At 66.2% G+C, this 23203-nt stretch carries 22 protein-coding genes and 1 riboswitch; of the genes, 10 read left to right on the top strand and 12 right to left on the bottom strand.

The features are described 5' to 3' along the window. Nucleotides 1-68: 68 nt before the first annotated feature. From HF989_RS01235 to HF989_RS01220, 4 genes are read left to right on the top strand one after another with little or no spacing between them, the layout of a single operon-like run. The gene (locus HF989_RS01235) at nt 69-1445 is read left to right on the top strand and encodes an amino acid permease (RefSeq protein WP_168683546.1); all 1377 of its coding nucleotides are present in this window, start codon (nt 69-71) and stop codon (nt 1443-1445) included. Then, nucleotides 1446-2810 carry an amino acid permease gene (locus HF989_RS01230; protein WP_168683545.1) on the top strand — a complete coding sequence of 455 codons (1365 nt, stop codon included), beginning with the start codon at nt 1446-1448 and terminating at the stop codon, nt 2808-2810. A 5-nt stretch (nt 2811-2815) separates the two neighbouring features. Then, entirely contained in the window at nt 2816-3790 is a 975-nt protein-coding gene (gene dapD / locus HF989_RS01225; RefSeq protein ID WP_168683544.1) for a 2,3,4,5-tetrahydropyridine-2,6-dicarboxylate N-succinyltransferase, read from the top strand. Further along, nucleotides 3780-4325: a GNAT family N-acetyltransferase gene (locus HF989_RS01220; protein WP_168683543.1), complete on the top strand. Its 546-nt coding sequence runs from the start codon at nt 3780-3782 to the stop codon at nt 4323-4325. The genes dapD and HF989_RS01220 overlap by 11 nt, the downstream gene beginning before the upstream one ends. Here the strand turns inward: HF989_RS01220 and HF989_RS01215 are convergent. The 8 genes from HF989_RS01215 to typA all read right to left on the bottom strand — a co-directional run bounded on the left by HF989_RS01215 (nt 4274) and on the right by typA (nt 12283). Beyond that, nucleotides 4274-5356: an HNH endonuclease signature motif containing protein gene (locus HF989_RS01215; protein ID WP_168683542.1), complete on the bottom strand. Its 1083-nt coding sequence runs from the start codon at nt 5354-5356 to the stop codon at nt 4274-4276. The two genes, HF989_RS01220 and HF989_RS01215, sit on opposite strands and share 52 nt — an antisense overlap. A gap of 89 nt (nt 5357-5445) precedes the next feature. Beyond that, on the bottom strand, nt 5446-6015 hold the full coding sequence (locus HF989_RS01210; RefSeq protein WP_246233755.1) for a GtrA family protein: 570 nt from the start codon (nt 6013-6015) through the stop codon (nt 5446-5448). 66 nt (nt 6016-6081) lie between these two features. Beyond that, nucleotides 6082-7182: a succinyldiaminopimelate transaminase gene (dapC, locus tag HF989_RS01205; protein ID WP_168683541.1), complete on the bottom strand. Its 1101-nt coding sequence runs from the start codon at nt 7180-7182 to the stop codon at nt 6082-6084. Nucleotides 7183-7186: 4 nt separating this feature from the next. Continuing rightward, nucleotides 7187-7510, bottom strand: coding sequence for a ferredoxin (gene fdxA, locus HF989_RS01200; protein ID WP_168683540.1), 324 nt, complete (start codon nt 7508-7510; stop codon nt 7187-7189). A gap of 12 nt (nt 7511-7522) precedes the next feature. Beyond that, complete coding sequence (locus HF989_RS01195) at nt 7523-7846, bottom strand: hypothetical protein (RefSeq protein ID WP_168683539.1); 324 nt, start codon at nt 7844-7846, stop codon at nt 7523-7525. Beyond that, nucleotides 7843-8715, bottom strand: coding sequence for an N-acetyl-1-D-myo-inositol-2-amino-2-deoxy-alpha-D-glucopyranoside deacetylase (mshB, locus tag HF989_RS01190; protein WP_168683538.1), 873 nt, complete (start codon nt 8713-8715; stop codon nt 7843-7845). Before mshB ends, HF989_RS01195 begins: the two co-directional genes overlap by 4 nt. Continuing rightward, complete coding sequence (locus HF989_RS01185; RefSeq protein WP_168683537.1) at nt 8712-10355, bottom strand: ABC transporter family substrate-binding protein; 1644 nt, start codon at nt 10353-10355, stop codon at nt 8712-8714. Before HF989_RS01185 ends, mshB begins: the two co-directional genes overlap by 4 nt. 11 nt (nt 10356-10366) lie before the next feature. Beyond that, entirely contained in the window at nt 10367-12283 is a 1917-nt protein-coding gene (gene typA, locus HF989_RS01180; RefSeq protein ID WP_168683536.1) for a translational GTPase TypA, read from the bottom strand. Between the two features lie 170 nt (nt 12284-12453). On the opposite strand from typA, the gene HF989_RS01175 reads away from it, so the two are divergent. The 6 genes from HF989_RS01175 (at nt 12454) to HF989_RS01150 (ending at nt 19909) form a co-directional block, all read left to right on the top strand. After that, nucleotides 12454-13122 (top strand): Rv1157c family protein, encoded by a 669-nt coding sequence (locus HF989_RS01175; RefSeq protein WP_168683535.1) that lies wholly within the window; start codon nt 12454-12456, stop codon nt 13120-13122. A gap of 3 nt (nt 13123-13125) precedes the next feature. Next, nucleotides 13126-13662 (top strand): ribonuclease FAU-1 family protein, encoded by a 537-nt coding sequence (locus HF989_RS01170; RefSeq protein WP_168683534.1) that lies wholly within the window; start codon nt 13126-13128, stop codon nt 13660-13662. 362 nt (nt 13663-14024) lie between these two features. Continuing rightward, nucleotides 14025-15731: an ABC transporter family substrate-binding protein gene (locus HF989_RS01165; protein WP_168683533.1), complete on the top strand. Its 1707-nt coding sequence runs from the start codon at nt 14025-14027 to the stop codon at nt 15729-15731. 140 nt (nt 15732-15871) lie between these two features. After that, complete coding sequence (locus HF989_RS01160; RefSeq protein WP_168683532.1) at nt 15872-16855, top strand: ABC transporter permease; 984 nt, start codon at nt 15872-15874, stop codon at nt 16853-16855. A gap of 13 nt (nt 16856-16868) precedes the next feature. Then, nucleotides 16869-17945, top strand: coding sequence for an ABC transporter permease (locus HF989_RS01155; protein WP_168683531.1), 1077 nt, complete (start codon nt 16869-16871; stop codon nt 17943-17945). Then, a complete protein-coding gene (locus HF989_RS01150; RefSeq protein ID WP_168683530.1) occupies nt 17942-19909 on the top strand; it encodes an ABC transporter ATP-binding protein in 1968 nt (655 codons plus the stop codon). The genes HF989_RS01155 and HF989_RS01150 overlap by 4 nt, the downstream gene beginning before the upstream one ends. Here the strand turns inward: HF989_RS01150 and HF989_RS01145 are convergent. The 4 genes from HF989_RS01145 to HF989_RS01130 all read right to left on the bottom strand — a co-directional run bounded on the left by HF989_RS01145 (nt 19896) and on the right by HF989_RS01130 (nt 23079). Further along, nucleotides 19896-20363: a nucleoside/nucleotide kinase family protein gene (locus HF989_RS01145; protein WP_168683529.1), complete on the bottom strand. Its 468-nt coding sequence runs from the start codon at nt 20361-20363 to the stop codon at nt 19896-19898. The two genes, HF989_RS01150 and HF989_RS01145, sit on opposite strands and share 14 nt — an antisense overlap. Next, entirely contained in the window at nt 20360-21121 is a 762-nt protein-coding gene (locus HF989_RS01140; protein ID WP_168683528.1) for an energy-coupling factor transporter transmembrane component T family protein, read from the bottom strand. The genes HF989_RS01145 and HF989_RS01140 overlap by 4 nt, the downstream gene beginning before the upstream one ends. Further along, nucleotides 21121-22464 (bottom strand): ABC transporter ATP-binding protein, encoded by a 1344-nt coding sequence (locus HF989_RS01135; protein WP_168683527.1) that lies wholly within the window; start codon nt 22462-22464, stop codon nt 21121-21123. Before HF989_RS01135 ends, HF989_RS01140 begins: the two co-directional genes overlap by 1 nt. Further along, entirely contained in the window at nt 22465-23079 is a 615-nt protein-coding gene (locus tag HF989_RS01130) for an ECF transporter S component (RefSeq protein ID WP_210728884.1), read from the bottom strand. Continuing rightward, a riboswitch (TPP riboswitch) is annotated at nt 23073-23194 on the bottom strand. Its footprint overlaps the gene before it by 7 nt. Nucleotides 23195-23203: the final 9 nt, after the last annotated feature.

Genomic DNA, 23203 nt, shown 5'->3' with positions numbered 1-23203 from the left:
GTGCAGCGGCATATACAGACCGGCATATAAAGACCAGCGCCCAATCCGCGGAGTTTAAGGTGTTTCCCATGTCGACACCTGTTTCCCCTGTCGCGGACTCCAACGCGCTCGCGCGCGGGCTGAAGACGCGCCACCTCACCATGATGGGCCTCGGCTCCGCCATCGGCGCCGGCCTGTTTCTGGGCACCGGCGTGGGCATCGCCGCCGCTGGGCCTGCGGTGCTGATCGCGTACGTCATCGCCGGGTTCATCACCGTCTGCTTCATGCAGATGCTCGCCGAGATGGTCGCCGCGCGCCCCTCCTCGGGCACGTTTTCCACCTACGCCGCCCAGGCGTTCGGCCCGTGGGCGGGGTTCACCATCGGCTGGCTGTACTGGTTCATGATGATCATGATCATGGCCGTCGAGATCACCGGCGCGTCCGCCATTGTGGCCACGTGGTTCGGTATCTCGCCCTGGATCCCCGCACTGGCCGCGATCGTGGTGTTTACCGTGATCAACTTCTCCGCGGTGAAAAACTTCGGGGAATTCGAGTTCTGGTTCGCGCTGATCAAAGTCGCCGTCATCGTCGCGTTCCTCATCATCGGCGTGGCGCTGTGGCTCGGGTTGCTACCCGCGGGCGGCTTCGTGGGCTTGAGCAACGTCAGCGAGGTGGGGTTCATGCCCAATGGCTGGTCCGGCGTGGCCACAGCGCTTCTCGCAGTGGCGTTCGCGTTCGGCGGCATCGAGCTCGTCACCGTCGCCGCCGCGGAGTCCGAAGACCCGCAGGCTGGCGTGCACTCCGCCATCCGCTCCATCATCTGGCGCATCTCGGTGTTCTACATCGGGTCCGTGCTGTTGATTGTGCTGCTGCTGCCGTTCGACCAAATCGGCGGGGCGGACTCCGCGGCGGATTCGCCATTTACCGCAGTGCTGGAAATGGCCAACATCCCCGGCGCTGTAGGAATTATGGAGGCCGTCATCGTGGTGGCGCTGCTCTCGGCGTGCAACACACAGATCTACGGCTCCTCGCGCTTCTTGCAAAACCTCGCGGTTCGCGGCGACGCACCTGCCTCGTTCGCGCGCACCGACACCCGCGGCGTGCCGGTGCGCGCCGTCATCGTCTCGGTCGTCTTCGGGTTCGCTGCAGTAGCACTGCAGTACTGGAACCCGCCGGGCCTGCTCGCCTTCCTGCTTAACGCGGTCGGCGGCTGCCTGATCGTGCTGTGGATCGTCGTCGCGCTGTCCTTCGTGCGCATCCACCCGACGCTCGTGGCCACGGGCGAGATCACCGAAGTGCGTATGTGGGCACCGACCGTCCTGCCGTGGGTCATGATCGCGCTGTCCGCCGGCGTGATCGCGCTCATGCTTGCAGACCCGGACGGCCGCTTCCAAATGCTGGCCGTCGCGGTCGTCGTTGGCCTCATCGCGCTGGCAAGCGCAGTACATGGAAAGAGGGAACGGTAAATGGCCGAAGGAACGTCGATTAGCGAAGGCGATTTGGGCTCAGGCCTGAAATCGCGCCACCTCACCCTCATGGGGTTGGGTACCGCGGTGGGAGCCGGGCTGTTCCTCGGCGTCGGCGTGGGCATCCGCGCGGCCGGGCCCGCGATCCTCATCGCGTACGTGATTGCCGGGCTGATCGTCATCGCGGTGATGCGCATGCTCGGCGAGATGGCGGCCGCCCACCCCTCCTCGGGCTCTTTCGCCACCTACGGGCGCATGGCGTTCGGCCACTGGGCCGGGTTCTTGCTCGGGTGGATCTACTGGTTTTTGCTCATCATGGCGTGCGGCGCCGAGCTCACGGGCGCGTCCGCGATGATGGCGGGTTGGTTCGACGTGCCGCAATGGGTGCCCGGGTTGATCGTGGTGGCGGTGCTCACCGCCGTGAACCTCGCGCAGGTGAAGGGCTTCGGCGAGTTCGAGTACTGGTTCGCCATGATCAAGATCGCCGTCATCCTGGGGTTCTTGGTTATCGGCGCGCTGCTATGGCTCGGCGTGCTGCCCGCCAGCGGCTTCGTCGGTTTCGGCAACGTCCGGGAATCCGGGTTCGCCCCCAACGGCATCAGCGGCATCGCGGCGGGACTTCTGGCGGTGGCGTTCGCGTTCGGCGGCATTGAGGTGGTCACCATCGCCGCCGCGGAGTCCGAGAACCCGGCAGATAACGTCAAGCGGGCCGTGAACTCGATCATCTGGCGCATCGCGCTGTTCTACATCGGATCCGTGGCCGTGATCATCCTGCTGCTGCCGTACGCCGCCATCGACGGAGCCGATTCCGCCGCTGACTCCCCGTTCACCGCCGTGTTGGAGATGGCCAACATCCCGGGGGCGGCCGGCTTCATGGAGGTGGTGATCGTGCTCGCACTGCTGTCCGCGTTCAACGCGCAGATCTACGGCACCTCCCGCCTGGGCTACCAGCAGGCGCTCGAGGGCGACGCCCCGCGCTGGATGGCGGCAACCAACGCCGCGGGCGTGCCGCGCAACTCGGTGCTGGTGTCCGTGTTTTTCGCGTTCGTGGCCGTCGGCCTGCAGTGGTGGAACCCGCCCGGGATGATCGACTTCATCATGTCCGCCACCGGCGGGTGCCTCATTGTCACCTGGATCATGATCACGTTGAGTTTCATCAGGCTCCACCCGCGCATCCGCTCCTCCGCCGTGCGCGTGCGCGGCGCGTCGTGGGTGCCGTGGGTGACACTCGCGGCACTGCTGGGGTTGACGGTGCTCATGCTTTTCGACGACGCTTCGCGCTCCCAGGTCATTAGCATCACCATTCTCTCCCTGGCACTTGTGGCCCTGTCGTTCCTCACCCGCACCAGGGGTGCCGTAAGGTGAGCGGCATGACTTCTCCAACCTCTGCATATGCACGTGGCGTAGCCACCATCACCCACGACGGCACCGTCCTCGACGTTTGGTACCCGGCACCGAAGATCGACGAGGCCACGGGAGAGACCGGGACCCGCCGTTTGGAGGAAGCGGACGCTCGCTTCGCTGACCTGGTTGGTCCGGACGAGGCCCGCGGCGTGGCGCGTGTGGCCGTGGAGACGACCATCGCCGACCTGGCTGAACCGGCGGTGGACGCCTACGACGTTTACCTGCGTCTGCACCTGCTGTCGCACCGGCTGATCCGCCCACACGGCGCCAACATGGACGGCGTCTTTGGCCTGCTGTCGAACGTGGTGTGGACCAACTACGGCCCGTGCGCCGTCAGCGATTTCCAGCTCACCCGTGGCCGTTTGGCTGCCAACGGCCCGGTTGTGGTGTTCTCCGTGGACAAATTCCCGCGCATGGTGGACTACGTGGTGCCGTCCGGTGTGCGCATCGGCGACGCGGACCGCATCCGCCTCGGCGCGCACCTGGCCGAGGGCACGACTGTCATGCACGAGGGGTTTGTAAACTTCAACGCCGGCACGCTCGGCGCCTCGATGGTTGAGGGCCGCATCTCCGCGGGCGTCGTCGTGGGGGACGGCACCGACATCGGTGGCGGCGCTTCTATTATGGGCACCCTCTCCGGCGGCGGCAAGGAAGTCATCTCGCTCGGCGAGCGCTGCCTGCTCGGTGCCAACGCAGGCGTGGGCATTTCGCTTGGCGACGACTGCATCGTCGAAGCCGGCCTCTACGTCACCGCCGGCACCAAGGTCGTGCTCACCGCGCCGGTAGCCGAGGCCCTGGGCAAAGAAGCCGGCAGCACCGTGAAGGCGCTGGAGCTTTCCGGTGCTAGCGGCCTGCAATTCCGCCGTAACTCCGTATCCGGCGCCGTTGAAGCCGTACCTGCAAAGGGCATTGAGCTCAACGAGGCTCTGCATGCCAACTGACCTCGATGGTCACCCGCTTGTCGACGGGGATTTGACCCTGCTCCCCTGGCGGGATGTCACGTCGATTCCGGGGGTGCGTGACGACCTCGTTGCAGCCAGCAACGACCCCGAGATGGTGCGGTGGACCACCGTGCCACACCCCTACACCGCAGCGCACGCCGACGAGTTCCTCGGCGCCCCCACCCCAGGTACTGATCGGTGGGCCTACGTGGTGGACGGGCGATACGCGGGCAATATCGAGCTGCGCCCTAACGGGATCCTGGGTTACAACACCGCCCCGTGGGCCAGGGGCCGGGGCCTGACTCTCCGGGCGGTCCGTTTGGTCACACAGCGGGCGGTCGCCGACGGCGTGCGTCGCCTGGAGATCCACGTGGCCGTAGGAAACGCGGCGTCACCCAGCGTGGCGCAAAAAGCCGGCTACACGTACGATGGCCGCTTGCCCGAGCCCGCGCGACAGCGGGGCTACGTGGACGAACTAGTCCGCTACGTACTGCTCGCCGAAGACGCCCCGAAGAGGACGGACATCGCGCCGTAAGGGTGGTAACTGTTGGGCACCAGCCAGCCGTGCGGCGAAACCCACATCGGGGTGCCACCAACCCGTCGCACGCTCCCGCGGGTGTTGGCGTGCGCGGGTACATCGTGGTTGATCTGGTTGTGGTAGTGGCAGACCGGCGCCAAGTTGGACATATTCGTCTCCCCGCCCTGGGACCACGCTTGCATGTGGTGGATCTCGCAATCGTCGGAACCGTGGCGGCATCCCGGCCACGGGCACACGGTCAGCGTCATTCTCGCCAAGTCCCGCTGCTTGTCGTTCGCGTAGCGCGATCGGTGGTACAGGTTCACTGCACCCTCCGACGGGTGGAAGAGGGCGACCTCCCCAAACCCGGGTTGCATCGCGAGATACTCGGCGCCGGTGATGGTCGTGCCGTCAGTGAGACCGAGGATCACATCGTCCCCCTCGCCGCGGAGAATCTTCACGTGCTGATCGAGCCCCACCACCACAATCGGTCGACGAACACCGCGGGGCACCCCGCCGCCGCTGCCCCGGATGAGATCCAAGAACCTGCGCAGCATTTGCGGCCCCGGAGGCTTCGAAGGGTCGATCCCGTCGCGCAGATAGTGCTCGATGTCCGCGATGTCGTGTTCATCAGCGGTGACACGCATCGTCCGCGTCCCATGCACCGACCTGCCCACCGTGACCTGCAGCTTCGGCTTCGTCCGCGCGGACTTCAGAATGAGCCGATCCGCCTTCGCTTTGAGCGCCTGATGGGTGGAAGCGGCCTCGAGCAATTTCCGGCGCACGCGCCACCGCTCAGCCTCGTTGGGGATCAGTCTCAGCCGGTCTTCGATGTACACCAGCTGACTCAGGGGGAACTCTTGGGCCGCTTGCAAGCCCAGCCGCTGCTGCTTCGCCCACCTTGTCGCGCCGTAGTACACCGCGTGCAACGCGGCCCACTTTGTGGCCACGTTCGGGATCACGCCGGCAGCGACGGCGGAGCGTTTGTCAAAGCCGACAAGCACGCCGATTGAGGGCTGCGTGTCAAGGAATTCTTGGAATGGCGTCATGCCTGAAGACGCTAGAGTGGCGGACGCACCAAGAAAAGACCCCAAGCGGAAATGTGGATAACTCCGCCAGAAAATTCCACAAATTGCAGCTAGATTACGGTTTTGGGTTTTCCGAAAGCCCAGAATTTGTTGATGATGAAGTTCACGGGCATCGCAATGAACGTCGAAATCGCCTGGGCCCAGTACGACTTGGTGCGCAGGCCGGTTGAGTCGTCGAACACGCTGTCCGGCAAGCCGATGGGTGTCGTCGGGTTCATCAGCAAAGTCATACACGTCAGCGACACGGCGAACGCGAGCGCACCCGTGGCGAGGAAGGGGAAGAACCCGCGCAGCCACGAGCGCCCGTGCACGCCCCGGAAGGTCCACGAGCGGTTGAGTTGGTAGTTCCACGTGTTAGCCAGCAGGAACGCGAGTGTTGACAGGACGTGGTACCACCGCACGTTCCACCGGGTCGATCCAAGCTGGGCAACCACGTCGTTGGCGTGGAGGCCCAGGCCGTTTTCCAGCCCCTTGTTGGCCAGGTAGAACACCACGAAATTCACAAGTACGCCGGAGCCGCCGACGATGCCGAAGCGCACGAACTGCCGCAGCCCCGTTGCAAACCGCACCGCGGTGCTACCGCCAGTTGGCGCCGGAACCGGCGTGACGTGTTGGTCCAGCGCCACAGGCGACCTCCTTGGAAAACTACGCAAAACTTTCGTAAGTGTAGTCCCGTGGGCGGGCGGTTAAGAAACCAGGCGCGCCGCGGCTTCTGCGATTCGCTCGTCGGTTGCCGTGAGCGAGATACGCACGTGGCGTGCCCCCGCGGGGCCGTAGAAGTCTCCGGGGGCAGCCAGAATGCCGCGCTCCGCCAACCAATCGAGTGTCTCGCGGGAGCTCATCGCTTCTCGGCGGCACCACAGGTACAACCCGGCATCAGAGTCGTCGACCGTGAAGCCCGCCTCCGGCAGCGCCTGCAAGAGCGTCAGTCGGCGCTGGGCGTAGACGGAACGCTGCATCTGTTCGTGCAGGTCGTCGCCGAGGGCTGCGACCATAGCGGCCTGGATGGGCCCGGGCACGATGAGGCCAGCGTGCTTACGCACCTCCAGCAGCTCCTGCACCAGCGCCTCGTCGCCGGAGATAGTGCCGGCGCGGTACGACGCCAGGTTGGAGGTCTTGGACAGTGAGTGCAGCGCAAGCAGACCCGTGGTGTCGCCGTCAGTGACGGACGGGTGCAAGATGGACACCGGCTCGGCGGACCAGCCGAGGTAGAGGTAGCACTCGTCGGAGGCGATGATCGCGCCGGTCTCGCGTGCGAACGCTACCCACTCCCGCATCTGCTCTACCGAGAGCACTCCCCCGGTCGGGTTGGACGGCGAGTTCACAAACACCAGCGCGGCGCCGCGCGGGGCTTCAGACGGGTTGTCACACCGCACGACCTTGCAATCGGCCATGAGTGCACCGACCTCGTAGGTGGGGTACGCGACCTCGGGGATGACCACCGTGTCGCCGCGCAGGCCGAGCAGCGTGGGCAGCCACGCCACGGCCTCTTTCAAGCCGATGACCGGCAGCACCGACTTCTCGTTCAGCTCGGGGATGCCGAAGCGGCGCTCGAGAGCGTCCACGATGGTCCGGCGCAACTCCGGGGTGCCCGCGGTTTGCGGGTAGCCGGGCGCCGCAGCGGCCTCGGAGAGCGCGAGTTGGATTGACGGCGCCACCGGGTCCACCGGCCCGCCGACGGAAAGGTCAATCAACCCTCCCTCGTGCGAGGCTGCACGCTCGCGCACGTCCGCGATCGTGTCCCACGGGAAGTCGGGCAACCGGGAACCGAGTAGGGTGCGAGCCAACGGCCTAGTCCTGGTTCTGCGGCGGCAGCGCGGCCACAAACGGGTGGTCGAAGTCCTGCGGGCCGGTCTTGGCCGCGCCGCCCGGGGAGCCGAGCTCGTCGAAGAAGCCGACGTTGACGTCGTAGTACTCGCTCCACTCGTCGGGGGTGTCGTCCTCGTAGAAGATGGCCTCGACCGGGCAGGCCGGTTCGCAGGCGCCGCAGTCGACGCACTCGTCGGGGTGGATGTACAGCATGCGCTTGCCCTCGTAGATGCAGTCAACGGGGCACTCTTCAACGCAGCCGCGGTCCATGATGTCGACGCACGGCTGAGCAATCACGTAAGTCATGGCAACAGTATGTCACTTCCGGTGAATCATGGGCCAAACGCCACCCGCTACCCCGGCGAGCAATAACGCCAGCGACCAGCTGGTCGGCGGGAGCAGCGCCAATGAAACCAAAAACCCGGCCACCCACACCGCGAGCGGGAGCAGGGCCCACTTAGACGACCACAAGCGCGCGGTTTTGGTCACGACAGCGTTGAACAGCAGCGCCGCAACGACCCACAGCCAGTTGAGGTAGACGGCCTCGAGCAGCAGCGACACGAGCGCGCCGATGCTCAGCCACGCCAGGCCGGCGATTGCTTCGCGGCGCGTGAAGTCGTCGCGCACGACGGGCTCGGTCATCGCGCGATTCCGGCGAGGGGCGAAGCTGCGTCGTCAAGCGGGAGTCCCGCGCCCAACTGGTAGTGCTCGACGCGCTGGATCGGCTGCGCGATGAGGTTGGAAAGCGCGTAGTACACCACGGGGCCCGACGCGAGCGCAGCGTGCGGGTTGACGTCGGTGGTGCGCCCGTCCGCGATCCACAGCTGGGTGGCGTGGGCGCGCATCGCTTCGACCTTGGCGCTGTAGGCGGCGTCGTCCAGCTCAACGCGCAGGTCGGACGAGTCCACGCCGTCGAGCTCGCCATCTTCCGGCAAGCGCCAGCCTGCGGGTGCCTCGGCCGGCATCAGCGCCGCGGTTTCCTCCGCCAGCCGCACCGCCCAGAGGATCCGGGGAACCTTCACGCGTTGGGCCGCGGCGTGCGTGATCTCGTGGGCGCGGATGTGGTCCGGGTGGCCGTAACCGCCGTCGGGGCCGTACGTGAGCACGAGATGGGGCCGCTCCGCCGCAAAGATCGCCGCGAGCTTCTCGACGGCAGCTTCGCCCGAATTCACAAACGCCCGGGGATTCCTGCTCGCCGGGGAGCCCTCCATGCCCGAATCCCGGAAACACCCGGCGCCGCCGAGGAACGTGCCGCGCGCGCCCATTGCCCGTAGCGAGCGCTGCAGCTCCTGGATGCGGAACCCGCCGAGCTGGTCGGCTTGATCCGCCACCAGCTGCTGGTACGGCTCGCCGATGACCTCACCCTCCTCGCCGAGAGTGCAGGTCACCACGAGCACATCCGCGCCACGGGCGGTGAGGGCGGCGATGGCGCCGCCGGTGGTGATGGCCTCGTCGTCGGGGTGGGCGTGCACGGCCACAACGCGGTAGCCGGCCAGATCTCGTGCGGTCATGGAACCTCCTGGATTGATGTACGCCGACCCACTGTATCGGCCAGTTTCCACGCGGCTGCAGAGGACAACCCTCCGGGCCACTCCCCCGCCGCCGTTCCCCGGGCGGTGATCCCGCCGGCGGTGGCGGCGAGTCGGGTTTCGTGCAGCAGGGGAACCCACAGCACCTCCTGGCTTTCCAGCTCTGCAACGCGCTCGGTGGCGGCCGCCAGTTCGAGATCGCCGCCGAGGATACGGGCCGCGAGCTCGTCCCCGCCCGGCGTGCAGTACCCGGAGAGGTTGCCGGCGCGGCCGGTATCCGGCGGGCACGCGATCTGGCTCGCTAGCGCCGCTTGCCTGCCCTGTTCGGCTCGCCAGTGCACGACCATGTCGACCTCGCCCGACGGAAGCCCCTGGCCTGCGATAGAGCCGAGGTCCTTCGCCACCGTCTTTGCGGGCACCCCTGCGTTGTTGAGGATGTCCACCATGGACCGCGCCGCCGCCGAGGCAGCCGGGTCGGCGGCGTCCGCAGCGACGCGCAGCACTTTGCCCTGGGCGGCGAGCTGTTGAAGCAGCGCGAGTGATCCGGAGGTGGTCGGCGCCGCGGCATCCACGTCGGTGGTGCGGCGGGCGGCGATGTGGGCCAGCAGGGGGACGTCGAGAAGCGAACGCACCTCGGCGCGCGCCTGAGAGCTCAAACCGCTGGTGGTGGAAAGGGTCACGCCGAGTGTGCGGCCGCCGGGGAATGTGCGCAGCTGCGCGCCCGGAATTAAGCCCAGGACGTCTTTGGTGGTGTCCTGTGGCGCCATATCCACAAACGCGAGCTGGCCGCTGCGCAGCTGGTCTGCGACTTGGATGGTCTCGCGCGCGGCGACAAGCGTGAGAATGTCAATCGGCGCCGGCTCCGGCCCCCAGAACCGGTCGTTGCGGTTGAGCGTCACCGTGCCGTGCGCGCGGTCGACTTCGCGCACCAGGTAGCGGCCGGCAGACGCCGGGACGGTGTTGCGCAGCGCGACCGCGAAGTCGGCGGCATCCGCGTCGAGGAGGTGGGACGGCAAAAGGTGGTGGAACAGCACCCGCCAGTCCCCCACGGGCTGTGCGAAGTCCACATCCACGACCTTGCCGCCGGGGCCGCTGACGCGGACGTCCGCGACGGCGCGGTAGACGGCCGGGTCAACCACGCCCGGGGTGCGGGTCATGCCCCGCCACAGGTAGGCGAAGTCGGCGCCCGTGATCGGGGTACCGTCGGACCACTGCGCGTCGGGGGTGATGATGTAGCGCACGGTGAAGGCGGCTGGCGAGGTCGCCAGGACAGAGGCACCGACGAGCAAGTTGGTGTCCATGGCGCCGTCGGGCCCAAAGGCGCTGGGCAAGGTGAGATCCGCGATGCCGTGCACCACCGCGGACTCGTCGCTTGCAAGGTGCGGGTTGAAGCCCGCCCGCACCGGGTCTACGGCCACCTCCGCCTGCGGCCTGCTCGCAGGCTCCGCCGGCGTCGGCTCTTCCGCGGGCGCGTCGGTTTCCCGCGCGGTCGTGGTCGTCTCCTGTTCCGCCTCAACCAATGGCGGCGGACCCGGATTCGCGGCGCAGGACGCGAGGAGGCCGAGCACGGAAAGCGCCGCCACAGCCCGGGTGGCTGGACGGCGCGTTCTACTCAGGTGCATGAAGGAACAGGCTAGCTGTTCTTCTGCTTCGCGCGGGAGCGGGCGCGGCCGCGTTCAGTGGCGTTGAGGATGATTTTGCGCACACGCATTGCCTCGGGCGCGACCTCGACGCACTCGTCGTCGTCGCAGAACTCGATGGCCTCGTCCAAGGAGAGGGTGCGCGCCTTCTGCAGCGTCACGGTGGCGTCCGCGGTGGCGGAACGCATGTTGGTGAGCTTCTTTTCCTTGGTGATGTTCACGTCCATGTCCTCGTCGCGGGAGTTCGCGCCGACGACCATGCCCTCGTAGGTTTCCGCGCCCGGCTCCACGAAGAAGTCGCCGCGGTCAGCGAGCTGCTGCAGTGCGTATGCGGTGACCTGGCCGGAACGGTCGGCCACCAGCGAGCCGGTCGGGCGGCCCTTGATCTCGCCGGCCCACGGTCGGTGCTCGATGGAGTAGGAGTTGGCGATGCCGGCGCCGCGGGTTTCCGTGAGGAAGGTGGTGCGGAAGCCGATGAGGCCGCGGGACGGCACGTCGAACTCCATGCGGACCCAGTCGCCGGAACCCGCGTTGGACATCGAGGTCATCTGCCCCTTGCGGTTGGCCATCAGCTGCGTGACCGCGCCCTGGTGCTCCGCGGGCACGTCGATGATCATGTGGTCGTACGGCTCGTAGGTCTTGCCGTCGACCTCCTTGGTCACCACCTGGGGCTTGCCCACGGTGAGCTCGAAGCCTTCGCGACGCATCGTCTCGATGAGCACGGTCAGCGCCATCTCGCCACGTCCCTGCACCTCCCAGGCGTCCGGGCGGTCGGTCGACAGCACCTTGATGGAGACGTTACCGATGAGCTCCTGCTCCAGGCGGGCCTTGACCATGCGCGCGGTGAGCTTGTCGCCGCCGTTCCGGCCGGCCATCGGCGAGGTGTTCACGCCGATGGTCATGGAAATGGCTGGGTCGTCGACCTTGATGCGCGGCAGTGGCTCCACGTGCTCGGGGTCGCACAGTGTGTCGCCGATCATGATGTCCTCGACACCCGAGATCGCCGCAATGTCGCCCGCGACCACGTCGCCCTGCGCGGGAACGCGGTCCAGGCCCTCGGTGACCAGCAGCTCGGCCACCTTCACGTTCTTGACCTGCTGGTTGCCGTCAGCGTCGTAGTGGACCCACGCCACGGTCTGGCCCTTCTTCACCGCGCCCTTGTACACGCGGATCAGCGCGATGCGGCCCAGGAAGGAAGAGGAGTCGAGGTTGGTCACCTGCGCCTGGAACGGGGCGTCCACGTCTGCGGACGGCTCCGGCAGCACGTCGTAGATGACGTCGAACAGCGGCTGCAGGTCCTCGTTGGCCGGCAGCTCGCCGTTGCCCGGGTTCTCCAGGGAGGCGCGGCCCGCGCGACCGGAGGTGTACAGCACCGGCAGTTCGAGCAGGTTCTCCGCGGCCTCGGCGGCCTCCGGGTCTTCGAGGCCAGCGCCGAGCTCCAGAAGCAGGTCCTGGGCCTCCTCGACCACCTCGTCGATGCGGGCGTCCGGACGGTCGGTCTTATTCACGCAGATGATCACCGGCTTCTTCGCCTCCAGGGCCTTGCCCAGGACGAAGCGGGTTTGCGGCAGCGGGCCTTCGGATGCGTCGATAAGCAGCACGACACCGTCAACCATGGACAGGCCGCGCTCGACCTCGCCGCCGAAGTCGGCGTGCCCCGGGGTATCGATGACGTTGATGACCAGATCAGAGCCGTCTTTGCCCTTGCCGGCGCGGCGGATGGCGGTGTTCTTGGCCAGAATGGTGATGCCGCGCTCGGACTCGAGCTCGCCGGAGTCCATCACACGGTCGCCGTGCTCGCCGTGGTCGCCGAACACGCCGGACTGCTCCAGCATGGCGTTGACCAGGGTGGTTTTACCGTGGTCGACGTGGGCGACGATAGCTACGTTGCGAAATTCAGGGTGCGACACTCGATAGATCCTTTAAGGGTTGGCGGAAATAACGCCTAAACGATACCCCCGCTCCTCACCGACCGCATTACCCACCACCCTGATACCAAGGCCGAGTTCGCGCACGCTATTGGTGCAGCAATTTACCAGCTCCGCTTGAAGTTGGTGCGCATGTGACTAATGTGGCGCGAGTGAACAAGAACCGTTCCCTCGTCCGTTCCGTGGCCGCGGCGCTCTGCGCGGCCGGTTTGGTGGTGGCCGGAGGCGTCGCTAAGCAGCCTGCCAGCGCGCAGCCGTTCCTCGACCCCCTTGGCCGCCCGACGCCCGAGACCGTCGCGCGCGTCAACGCTTTCGCGGACCAGCCATACGTGCCGGCGGAGGTCGGCAACACCCTCCGCACCGCTGTGCAGTTCTTCGCCGGCACCGGCGAGCTTGGCGGCCCAGCGTTACCCGCCGACGCGCCACAATTCACCCAGTTCTACTGGCCCACCGTCTCCGGCAACTGCATTGGGCAGGGACTGCACTCCACCGCTTCCGCCATCGCGGTGCCGGGACCTGCAGCCTCGCCCGCCCCCGGCGCAGGCCCGGGCCAAACGACGTTCGTCTTCACCGCACTGGGAACTCCCGCAGCGGCACAAGAGCAGGGCCAGATGCAGGTGTACTGGGTCAACCTCACCTCGCTGCGCACCGGCGTAACGCCACTGGGCAACTACGGGATAAACCCCGCGGGACCAGCCACCCTGTCCGCCACCGCGGACACGGGATCCGGGCAAGTCCTGGCAGTTGCGCACGGCAGCGTGCGAACTATCGACAACGTGTGCCCCTTCGCACCGACCGCAGCATCTATAGACGTGAGGTAACCAATGGCCGCCGATCTGCACCCCGTGAAGCAGGAGACGTTCGACACCGCAGCGAACATCAACACCGACCCAAAAGGGTTCTTGCGCGAGGTGGACACGTTCCGCGTCACCGACTTCGGTCTGTACATGGGCCGCGGCGCCGACCACCCGGAGTTCGGCTACCTGGAGAGCTGGCTGCTGCCGGAGCTTGGGCTACGGGCAAACATCTTCCACTGGCGCGAAGGCGCCGGGTACGAGCATGACTTCTACTTCGATATCGCCGACATCGACGTTGATGGCGACGTGTGGCGCACCCGCGACCTCTACGTCGACATCGTGTCACTGACCGGCAACCCCATCGATGTGCTGGACATCGACGAGCTCGCGGCCGCAACGTCCGCGGGTCTCATTACAGCCGAAGACGCAGAGAAGGCTATCGACGTCACGCTCACCGCCGTCGAGGGCATCACGCGCCACGGCGACGACGCTATGGAGTGGCTGCGCGCCCAGGGCATCGAGCTCACATGGGCAGACGAGGTCGAGCTCACTCCGGTTGGGTAGTTCACCCGCTATTTACCCCACCTACGGGTGGGGTTTTTGCTTGCCACGAATAACATTCATGGATTTCCCAGCGAAGTTTCGCTGCAGAGCAGTGAGAAATTTGCGTCTTGACGTGCAGATTTCTGGCACCACGCTGCAGATACTGGCAATTCCCTGGGTATAAAACGCAAAATACTTCGCCAAATCGATGTGAACCAGGTGACACGTGAGATAGGTTGTGCTCAACCTGATTCACGCCGTGTTCACCTCACCGTGTGCCAACAGTGTGCAGGGATCACCGGGAATTGCCCGGCACCAGTGCCCTCCGCGGGCAACCGTCGCATAGCAATCTGTGTACGGATGACTTATGAAAGGAACCTGACATGAGCAAACGCCTCCGCGTCGCGGCTCTCGCTGGCCTCTCCTCCATCTCGCTCGTTCTCGCCTCCTGCTCCTCGGATGACAACACCGAGGGCACGACCGCAAGCGGCAACCAGGAGACCACCAACTCCCAGGCCGACAACGCCTCCGACAACGGCGACAAGCTCGAAGTCAAGGCCGCTGGCGACTACAACCCGATGGAGCGGGACCAGATCCAGGACGGCGGCGAACTGACCCTCGCCATCACCGAGATCGCCGAGCAGCAGAACGTGTTCCACGCGAACATGAACCTGTACACCCGCACCCTGTGGTCCAAGTACAACCCGCAGCTCTCACTGTTCGACGGCGACGGCACGTACCACCCGAACCCGGCGTACCTGACCGACGTGCAGGACGAGGTCGTCGACGGCAAGACCGTGGTCACCTACACCATCAACCCGGAGGCCCAGTACAACGACGGCACCCCGATTGACTGGACGGCCTACGAGAACACCTTCAAGTTCAACAACGGCACTGACCCGGATGTCCAGGTCAACTCCACCGACGGCTACGAGCTCATCGAGTCCGTCGAGCGCGGCGAGGACGACAAGCAGGCCGTGGTCACCTTCAAGCAGGCGTACCCGTGGTGGCAAGGCCTCTTCGACACCTTGGTGCCGCCGCAGGTCAAGGACGCCGACACCTTTATGAACGCCTACCTCAAGCAGGTCCACCCCGAGTGGGGCGCGGGCCCGTTCAAGGTGGAGAGCGTCGACTTTGAAACCGGCACCGCCTCCTTCGTCCCCAACGAGAACTGGTGGGGCGAGAAGCCGAAGCTGGACAAGATCTCGTACCGCCAGATGGAAGACCAGGCGTCCCTCAACGCGTTCCGCGCGGGTGAGATCGACGCAACCGGCGTTGGCACCCGCGACCGCCTTGCCACGGCGAAGGAGATGGGCGACGACGTTGATATCCGCACCGCCCTGCGCCCGTCGACGTTCCTGATGACCATCAACGCCACCGCACCCGGCCTCGACGACATCCGCGTGCGCGAGGCCATCATGCGCGGCATCGACCGCGAGCAGCTCGCCGCGATCCGTTTCCAGGGCCTGGGCTACAGCGAAGAACTGCCCGGCTCCTTCACCCTCTTCCAGACCCAGGACGGCTACGAGGACAACTTCGGTGAGGTCATCCAGTACGACCCCGAGAAGGCGAAGGAGCTGCTCCAAGAGGCAGGCTACGACGAGGCGAACCCGCTGACCGTGCGCTACGTCACCCTTGGCGATTCCCCGATGGTGCAGGCGACGACCTCCGCCCTGCAGGCGATGCTGCGCAACATCGGCGTGGACGTGCAGGTGGAGGAGCGCCCGAGCTCGGACTTTTCCAAGGTCACCGCTGAGCGCGACTTCGACCTGTTCATGTCCGGTTTCAGCTCCTCCGATCCGTTCGGTGTTGCGTACTTCGGCCAGATCTACGGCTCCGACTCCGAGCTGAACAAGTCCGGCACGGGCTCGCCCGAAATGGACCAGAAGATCGAGGAGCTGCAGCAGATCTCGGACCCGGAAGAGCAGATCGACCGCGCCAACGAGCTGGAGAAGGAAGCGCTGCAGGAATTCGGCATCATGCCCTACGCCAACGGCCCCGAAATCGTTGCTGTGAAGAAGGGCATGGCCAACTTTGGCGCCAACTCCTTCGCTGTGCTGCCGATCGAGAACGTGGGCTGGGCGAAGTAGCCACCCAGCAAACACCCTGGTGAATCACCCACAGTGAGTGCGAGCCCGCCCAGCTGACACGCTGGGCGGGCTTCGGCACTTGGCTCACCAGCCACCGCACGCGAACCGCACACCCGCTGAGACCGGAACCGAGAGAGCACATGTTTCGATACCTGCTTCGGAAGACGCTGAGCTGGGGCCTGATTGTCTTCCTGGCCACCAACCTCACCTACTTCCTCGCCAGCTTTTTCCTAGACCCGCGAGCCAATTACTTCGGCCGCCGCCCTCCCCTGCCCGATGACCAGATCGACGCGCTGCTCGAGCCGCTGAACTTGAGCCCGAACACCCCGCTGCTCGAGCGGTGGTGGACCTGGCTGACCGGTGTCCTCACCCGCTGGGACTGGGGGAAATCCCCGCTCGGCGACTCCGTCAACGAGCAAGTGTCCTACCGCATTTGGGTCTCTGCCCAGCTGACGCTGTTTGCCACCCTGCTGTCGATCGTCATCGGCGTGGCCCTCGGCGTGTACACAGCGTCGCGCCAGTACAAGCGCGCCGACCGCGTGTGGCAGGGCATCTCCATCATCACCATGAACATCCACGTGGTGGTGGCGTCTATCGCGGTGGTGTGGTTCGGCCTGAAGGTCAATGAGTGGACCGGGAAGCGCATCTTTTACGTCACCGGCGCCTCCAACCCGGATGTCCAAGGCTTCGGCCCGAAGATGGTGGACTACGCCCAGCACCTGGTGCTTCCCACCCTGTCCTTGCTCATCATTTCCTACGCAGGGTACCACTTCATGCAGCGAACCCTGCTGTTGGACAACCTCAACGCTGACTACGTACGCACCGCACGCGCGAAAGGCTTAACTAAAGCCAAAGCGGTCCGGCGCCACGCCCTTCGCACGTCGCTGATCCCCGTGGCCACCTCGGTGGCGTTCTCCGTCCCGGGCATCTTCACCGGCGCCGTGATGACCGAGCGCATCTTCGCCTGGCAAGGCATGGGCCAGTACTTCATTCAGACGATCGCCCGTAACGACGTTCACGGCGTCGTTGTCGTCGCCGCCTTCGGCGCGGCAATGACGGCGGTCTCCGCCATCTTGGCCGACCTCATCGTCGTCGCCCTCGACCCGCGCGTGCGCGTGAGCTAAGGAGCACAGCACAATGGCACCAAATTCCCCACGCAGCGAATCCCGCAAGCTGAAAGACCCGCGGGCGCACAGCTCAACCAGCTTGGGCATGCACGCCAACATGCCTGTCAACGACATAGCAGCGATCTCCGAAACCGGCCGCCAGGCCGACGGCGTGATGAGCGATGAAAAGGACGCGCCACCGGCACGCCCGAAGCGCGGCAACAGCGTCGAGGACCAGCAGACTATGCGCGCGACCCGCAAGTCGCGCATCTACTACCGACGCTTCATGCGCAACAAGGCCGCGGTGGCCGGCCTAGTCATCTTCTTCCTTCTGGTGCTGCTCGCGCTCTTCGGCAAATTCCTTAGCCCCTGGGACTACCAGGAGCCGGACTTCATGAATTTGTCCACGGGCCCGTCCTCGGAGCACTGGTTTGGCACCACCGACTCCGGCAACGACTTGTTTGCCCAGGTTGTGCACGGCCTCGGGCGTTCCTTGACCATCGCGGTCCCGGCGTCGATCGCCACGACGATTATCTCCGCCATCGTCGGCGCCGGCGCCGCGCTCTACGGCGGCAGCGTGGAAAAGGTCGTCTTGGCCGTCATCCACTTCCTGCTGGCCGTGCCCACCTTCCTCATCATCGCCCTGCTGGTCTCCGGCTCCGGCGGCGATTGGAAGGTGTTGACCGTCGTGCTTATCGCGTTCGGCTGGATGTACTCGGCGCGTGTGATCTGGTCGCTGTCCCTGTCCATCCGGGAGAACGACTACGTGCGCGCAGCGAAGTTCATGGGTGTGTCCCGCCCGCAGACGATCGTGCGCCACGTCATCCCCAATGTGGCCTCGCTGCTGATCATCCAGCTCATGCTCGGCATCGTCTCCACCATCATGTCCGAGACCGCCCTGTCCTTCCTCGGCCTGGGCGTGAAACTGCCGGACGTGTCCCTGGGCACGCTCCTGCAAACCGGCACCGCGACCCTGATCACGGCGCCGTGGCAGTTCTACTTCCCGGCACTGATCCTCACACTGCTTACCGTGTCCATGGCGTTCATCGCAGACGGCCTGCGTGACGCGCTCGATCCGAACTCGAACTCCGGAGGCTCCGCAGCATGACAACCAGCATCCACAACCCCGGCGGCACCGGCTTCGGCGGCGCCGCGCCTGCACCGACGGGTGATCCGGTGCTGTCCGTTCGCGACCTCCACGTCTCCTTCCCCTCGGAGGCCGGCGTGGTCCGCGCCGTGCGCGGCGTCGATTTCGACCTCTACCCCGGCCGCACGCTCGGCATCGTGGGCGAATCCGGCTCGGGCAAGTCTGTCACGTCCCTCGCAGTGATGGGCCTGCTGCCTGAGTACGCCAAGGTCACCGGCTCCGTGCAGTTCGACGGCGCCGAGCTGCTGGGCAAGTCCGACGCCGACATGTCCAAGATCCGCGGCAACGGCATCGGCATGATTTTCCAGGATCCGCTGTCCGCCCTCACGCCCGTCTACGACATCGGCACCCAGCTCGTGGAGGCCATCCAGGCGCACAACAACATTCCGAAGTCGAAGGCGATGGACCGCGCCGCGGAGCTGCTCGACCTGGTGGGCATCCCGGAGCCGAAGAAGCGGCTGCGTTCCTTCCCCCACGAGTTCTCCGGCGGCATGCGCCAACGCGTGGTCATCGCGATCGCCATCGCCAACAACCCGAAAGTGCTCATTGCGGACGAGCCGACCACCGCGCTGGACGTGACCATCCAGGCCCAGATCCTCGAGGTGATCAAGACCGCGCAGCGCGAAACCGGCGCAGCCTGCATCATGATCACCCACGACATGGGTGTGGTGGCCGGCACCGCGGACGATGTGCTGGTCATGTACGGCGGCCGCCCGGTGGAGCGAGCCGAGGTCCACCAGCTGTTCCGCAACCCGAAGATGCCGTACTCGGTAGGCCTGCTCGGCTCCACGCCGCGCGTGGACCAGCCGTCGAGCGAGCCGCTGACATACATCGACGGCAACCCGCCGATGCTCATCGACGTCGCGGACCGGTGCCAGTTCGCCGACCGCTGCCCCATCGCCATCGACGAGTGCTTGGCCAAGGAGCCCGCGCTGGTCCCGGACCAGAGCGGGACCGACGACCACCTCGTTGCCTGCATCCGCCGCGACGAGATCGAAGACGGCAAGATTGACGGCCAACCGCTGTTCCCCGCCCCTGTCTTGCCGGAGAACAAGTACGCGGGGACTCCACGCGAGGACCGCGAAGTCACCCTCGAGGTGGAGAACTTGCACCGCGAGTTCCCCCTGACAAAGGGCGCGCTGGTCAAGCGCCGCATCGGCACGGTGCAGGCCGTGAACCACATCTCGTTTGACGTGCGCGCCGGCGAGTGCATGGCGATCGTCGGCGAGTCCGGCTCCGGCAAGACCACCACCCTGCTGGAGATCATGAACCTCGAGCCGCCTGCGGACTCCCGCATTGTCATCTGCGGCCAAGACGCGTCGTCCATGAGCGCTGCGCAGCGCCGCGCGGCCCGCAAGAACATTCAGATGGTCTTCCAGGACCCGATGAGCTCGCTCAACCCGCGCATGACCGTCAAGGAAATCATCCAGGAGCCGCTGGACGCCCTCGGCTACGAAGGCGACAAAGACGCGCGGATTTCCGACCTCATGCGCACCGTCGGCCTTGACGCGAAGCAGCTGGACCGCTTCCCCGGCCACTTTTCCGGCGGCCAGCGCCAGCGCATCGGCCTGGCCCGCGCCCTGGCCACTCACCCATCCGTCATCGTGCTGGATGAGCCGGTATCTGCGCTGGACGTCTCCATCCAGGCAGGTGTGATCAACCTGCTGGATTCGCTTAAGCGCGAACTTGGCCTCTCCTACATCTTCGTCGCCCACGACCTGTCGGTCGTGCGCCACCTGTCAGATCGGGTCGCGGTGATGTACAAGGGCGACTTCGTCGAGTTTGGCGACACGGACGACGTCTTTGACAACCCCCAACACCCGTACACCAAGGCGTTGCTGTCGGCGATCCCGATTCCCGACCCTGACGCGGAGCGCTCGCGAGTGCGCACGGTGTACTCGCCCGAGGAGGTCACACCCTCCTAACCACCACGTCCACCGGCATGGTGGGCAGCAACCGCTCTTGCTCCGCCCACATGTCCCACCACGGCGCGTAGCCCGGGTCCCGTTCCAAGGCCCGGGCTTTGCGCGTCTCCGCAGCCGCGGTGACCCGCACCGTATCCACGTCCCCGCGCGCTCTCGCCGCGCTTATCGACGCCTCCGTGATCGCCCCAACGCCCTCAACCACGAGGTCAGCGCCGGGCACGAGCGGCACCCACTCGGAGCGCGCATGCCGTTCCCAATCCCAGCGCCAGTACCCGGGGTTCACCGGGTCGAGCACGTTCTCGGCGACCATGCGCGCGCCGTCTTCCAGTCCGCCCCAGCCCGGGTAGAAGTCGTCTAAATGCACCACCTGGATGCGGAGCGCCATGCCGATCTGGTTGGCCAGGGTGGTTTTGCCGGCGCCCGAAGGACCGTCGATAAGCAGTGTGTATGTCATCGCACCGCCCACACCGGGCGGAGGTGACCGGTCGCCCACGCGAGGGCGAGAGCGGCGAGGGCGACGAGGACGCACACGGCCATCACGACCCAATCGCGGGCGTGGAGCCTCGACGTGCGCGCCCATGTGCGCTTGTGCGGGCCGCCGAAACCGCGGGCCTCCATGGCGGTGGCCAGCTTGCCGGCGCGGCGCAGCGACATCACCAGCAAGCCGAACGACAGTGAGAACCAGTATCTGATCTTGCCCTGGTCGGCGATGCCGCGGGCGCGGCGGGAGCGGCGCATGGCGTCGAGGTCGTCGCGCAGCAGCGTCAGCATGCGCAGTGCCGCGACGGTGCCGATGACGAAGCGCTCGGGCAGGTGCAGGACCTGGGCGAGGCCGTCGCCGAGGTCGGTCGGGTCGACGTCCGCGGACAGCACCACCACGGGCAGGGCGATGGCAAGCACCCGCAGAATCACCGCCCAGGCGAGGGAAACCGAGAGCTCTGTGACCTGCACCAGCCCCCACTGGAAATAGGTGTCCCCACCCGCCTGGCCGTAGAGCGCCATCGGGATGCCCGCCAGGGGCGCGACGATGAGGATTGGCAGCGCGCGCTTGAAGAAACGCCCGTAGCCCATCCCGCACAACGGAACCATGACCAGCGTGAAGGCGAGGACAAAGGTCGCGGAGACCCAGTCGATGGTGAACATCAATGGCGTGGTCAAAAGCGCCAAGCCCAGGATGCGGGTGACGGGGTTAATGTCGCGCAAGACGTTCATCAGTCACCGCCCTCGGCGTCTACGCGGGCAACGACGTGCTCGACATGGTCGCCGAGCGAGGCGATGAACGCTTCGTCGTGGGTGATCGAAATGACGGTCACGCCCTGCTGGGTCAGCTCGCGGATGAGGCCCACCAGCTCGACGAACGTGCGGTCGTCTTGGCCAAAGGTGGGCTCGTCCAGGATGAGCAGCTGCGGCGCGTTCACCAGCGCTGTGGCCACGGAAAGCCGCCGTTTCTCCCCGCCCGACAGCGTGAAGGGGTTCGCGTCCACCAGGTGGGCGAGTCGCAGGCGGCGCAGAAGGTCGTCGATGCGTTCCTGCGGCGCGCCGGACAGCGCCATCTCCTGGCGCACCGTGGGGGTGACGAACTGGTGCTCCGGTTCCTGGAAGACGTAGCCGATGCGGCTGGCCAGGTGGGCCGAAGACCACTCGATAGATGGCGTTGTCAGCCCTTGCCGGATGGTCTCCGAGTACTCCACGCGGCCTTGTTCGGGCGGGGTGAGGCCCGCGAGCACCTGCACGAGTGTGGTTTTTCCGGAGCCGTTCTCGCCGGTGATGACCGTCGAGCATCCCTCCGGGGCGCGCACCGTCCGCGGCGGGCCGAAGCGGGTGAGCAGGTTGTGCGTGGCCACAGCCGCGGGTGTGCCCGCGGGCGCCTCCTTCGCCGGCGGCAGCGCAGGAGGGTCCGGCAATTCCTCGGCGGTGATGCGCACGAGGCCCGCGGAGTCTAGGCGGTAGTAGGTGTCCACCACGTCCGCCCAGTGCTTCGGGCGGTGCTCCACCACGATCAGGGTGGCACCCGTGCTAGTACACACGCGGTCGACAGCCGCGATCACCTCGTCGCGGCCGCGCGGGTCCAGGTTGGCGGTGGGCTCGTCCAGGATGAGAATGTCCGCCCCCATGGCAATGACGCCGGCCAGCGCCAGACGCTGCTTCTGCCCGCCGGAAAGGTGTGCTGTCCGCTGGTCCAAGGGCACGTCCAGCCCCACCGCGTCCAAAGCGCGTTCCACGCGGGGCCAAATCTCCTCGGACGGAACGCCGAGATTTTCAGCGCCGAACGCGACGTCGTCGCCCACCCGGGACAGGATGGTTTGCGCCTCCGGGTCCTGCAGGACCATGCCCACTGTGCCGTCGACGTCGAGTGATCCGGAGCGGCTGCCGTCCTCCGAGTCGTCGACAAGCTGCGCAATCACCGCGAGCAGTGTGGACTTGCCGGAGCCCGATTCGCCTGTGATGAGGACCCGCTCGCCGCGCTCGACGTCGAGGTCAACGTGCTGGAACGCGGGCTGGGGGCGTGTCGCGTGCTGGTACGCGAGATCCCTCGCGCGGATAGCCAGGGCCATCTACGCAGTTGAGCTGAAGCGCTCGCGGCCCGCGCCGAAGCGGTCCAGCGCGCCGGTCTGGGCGAGCGCTTTGACCAGGTAATACCCCACCACCCCGGCGAGAATCGCGCCGGAGATGATCAGGCAGGTGAGGTAAATCAGGTTGAACTGCAGGCTCATGGCCAGGTTCGCGGAGGTGAACAGCTCCAGGATGAACGCACCGATGCCGGCGCCTATACCGGCAAGCGCGGCCACCGGCAGGTTGAACCGTCGGTACGCGAAGATGAGAAAGACGAGCTCCGCGCCGAGCCCCTGCGCCAGGCCGGAATAGAGGGTCTCAATGCCCCACTGACTGCCAATGAGCGCCGACACGGACGCGGCGACAACCTCGACGAAGATGGCGGCACCCGGTTTGCGGATGATCAACCCGCCCAACACGCCACCAATGAGCCAAATGCCCACAGCCAGACCGCCCAGGCCAGGCGTCAGGGTATCCAGCGCTTTGAAGCCGGCGTAACCGATGCTGTTCCATACCCAGAACAGCAGGCCGCAGGCCACGCCGAGGACGGCCGCGGTGACGATATCGATCACGCGCCAAGAGTTGTTCTTCGGCGCGGTGTTTGCGGGCACAGTCATGTGCTCATTCCTTCCTATCGCCGGCATTACCCGGATCAGGTTCAACGGTTCGCCGAAACGTTCCGGCATCTCAGCCACCACTCTGTGTTCTGTGGCAGCACCCGCGGGTGGTTCAGTTGTGCAC

This window comes from Corynebacterium mucifaciens, assembly GCF_012396315.1.
Classification (GTDB): domain Bacteria; phylum Actinomycetota; class Actinomycetes; order Mycobacteriales; family Mycobacteriaceae; genus Corynebacterium; species Corynebacterium mucifaciens.
This window is presented reverse-complemented; position numbering and strand designations above follow the sequence as displayed.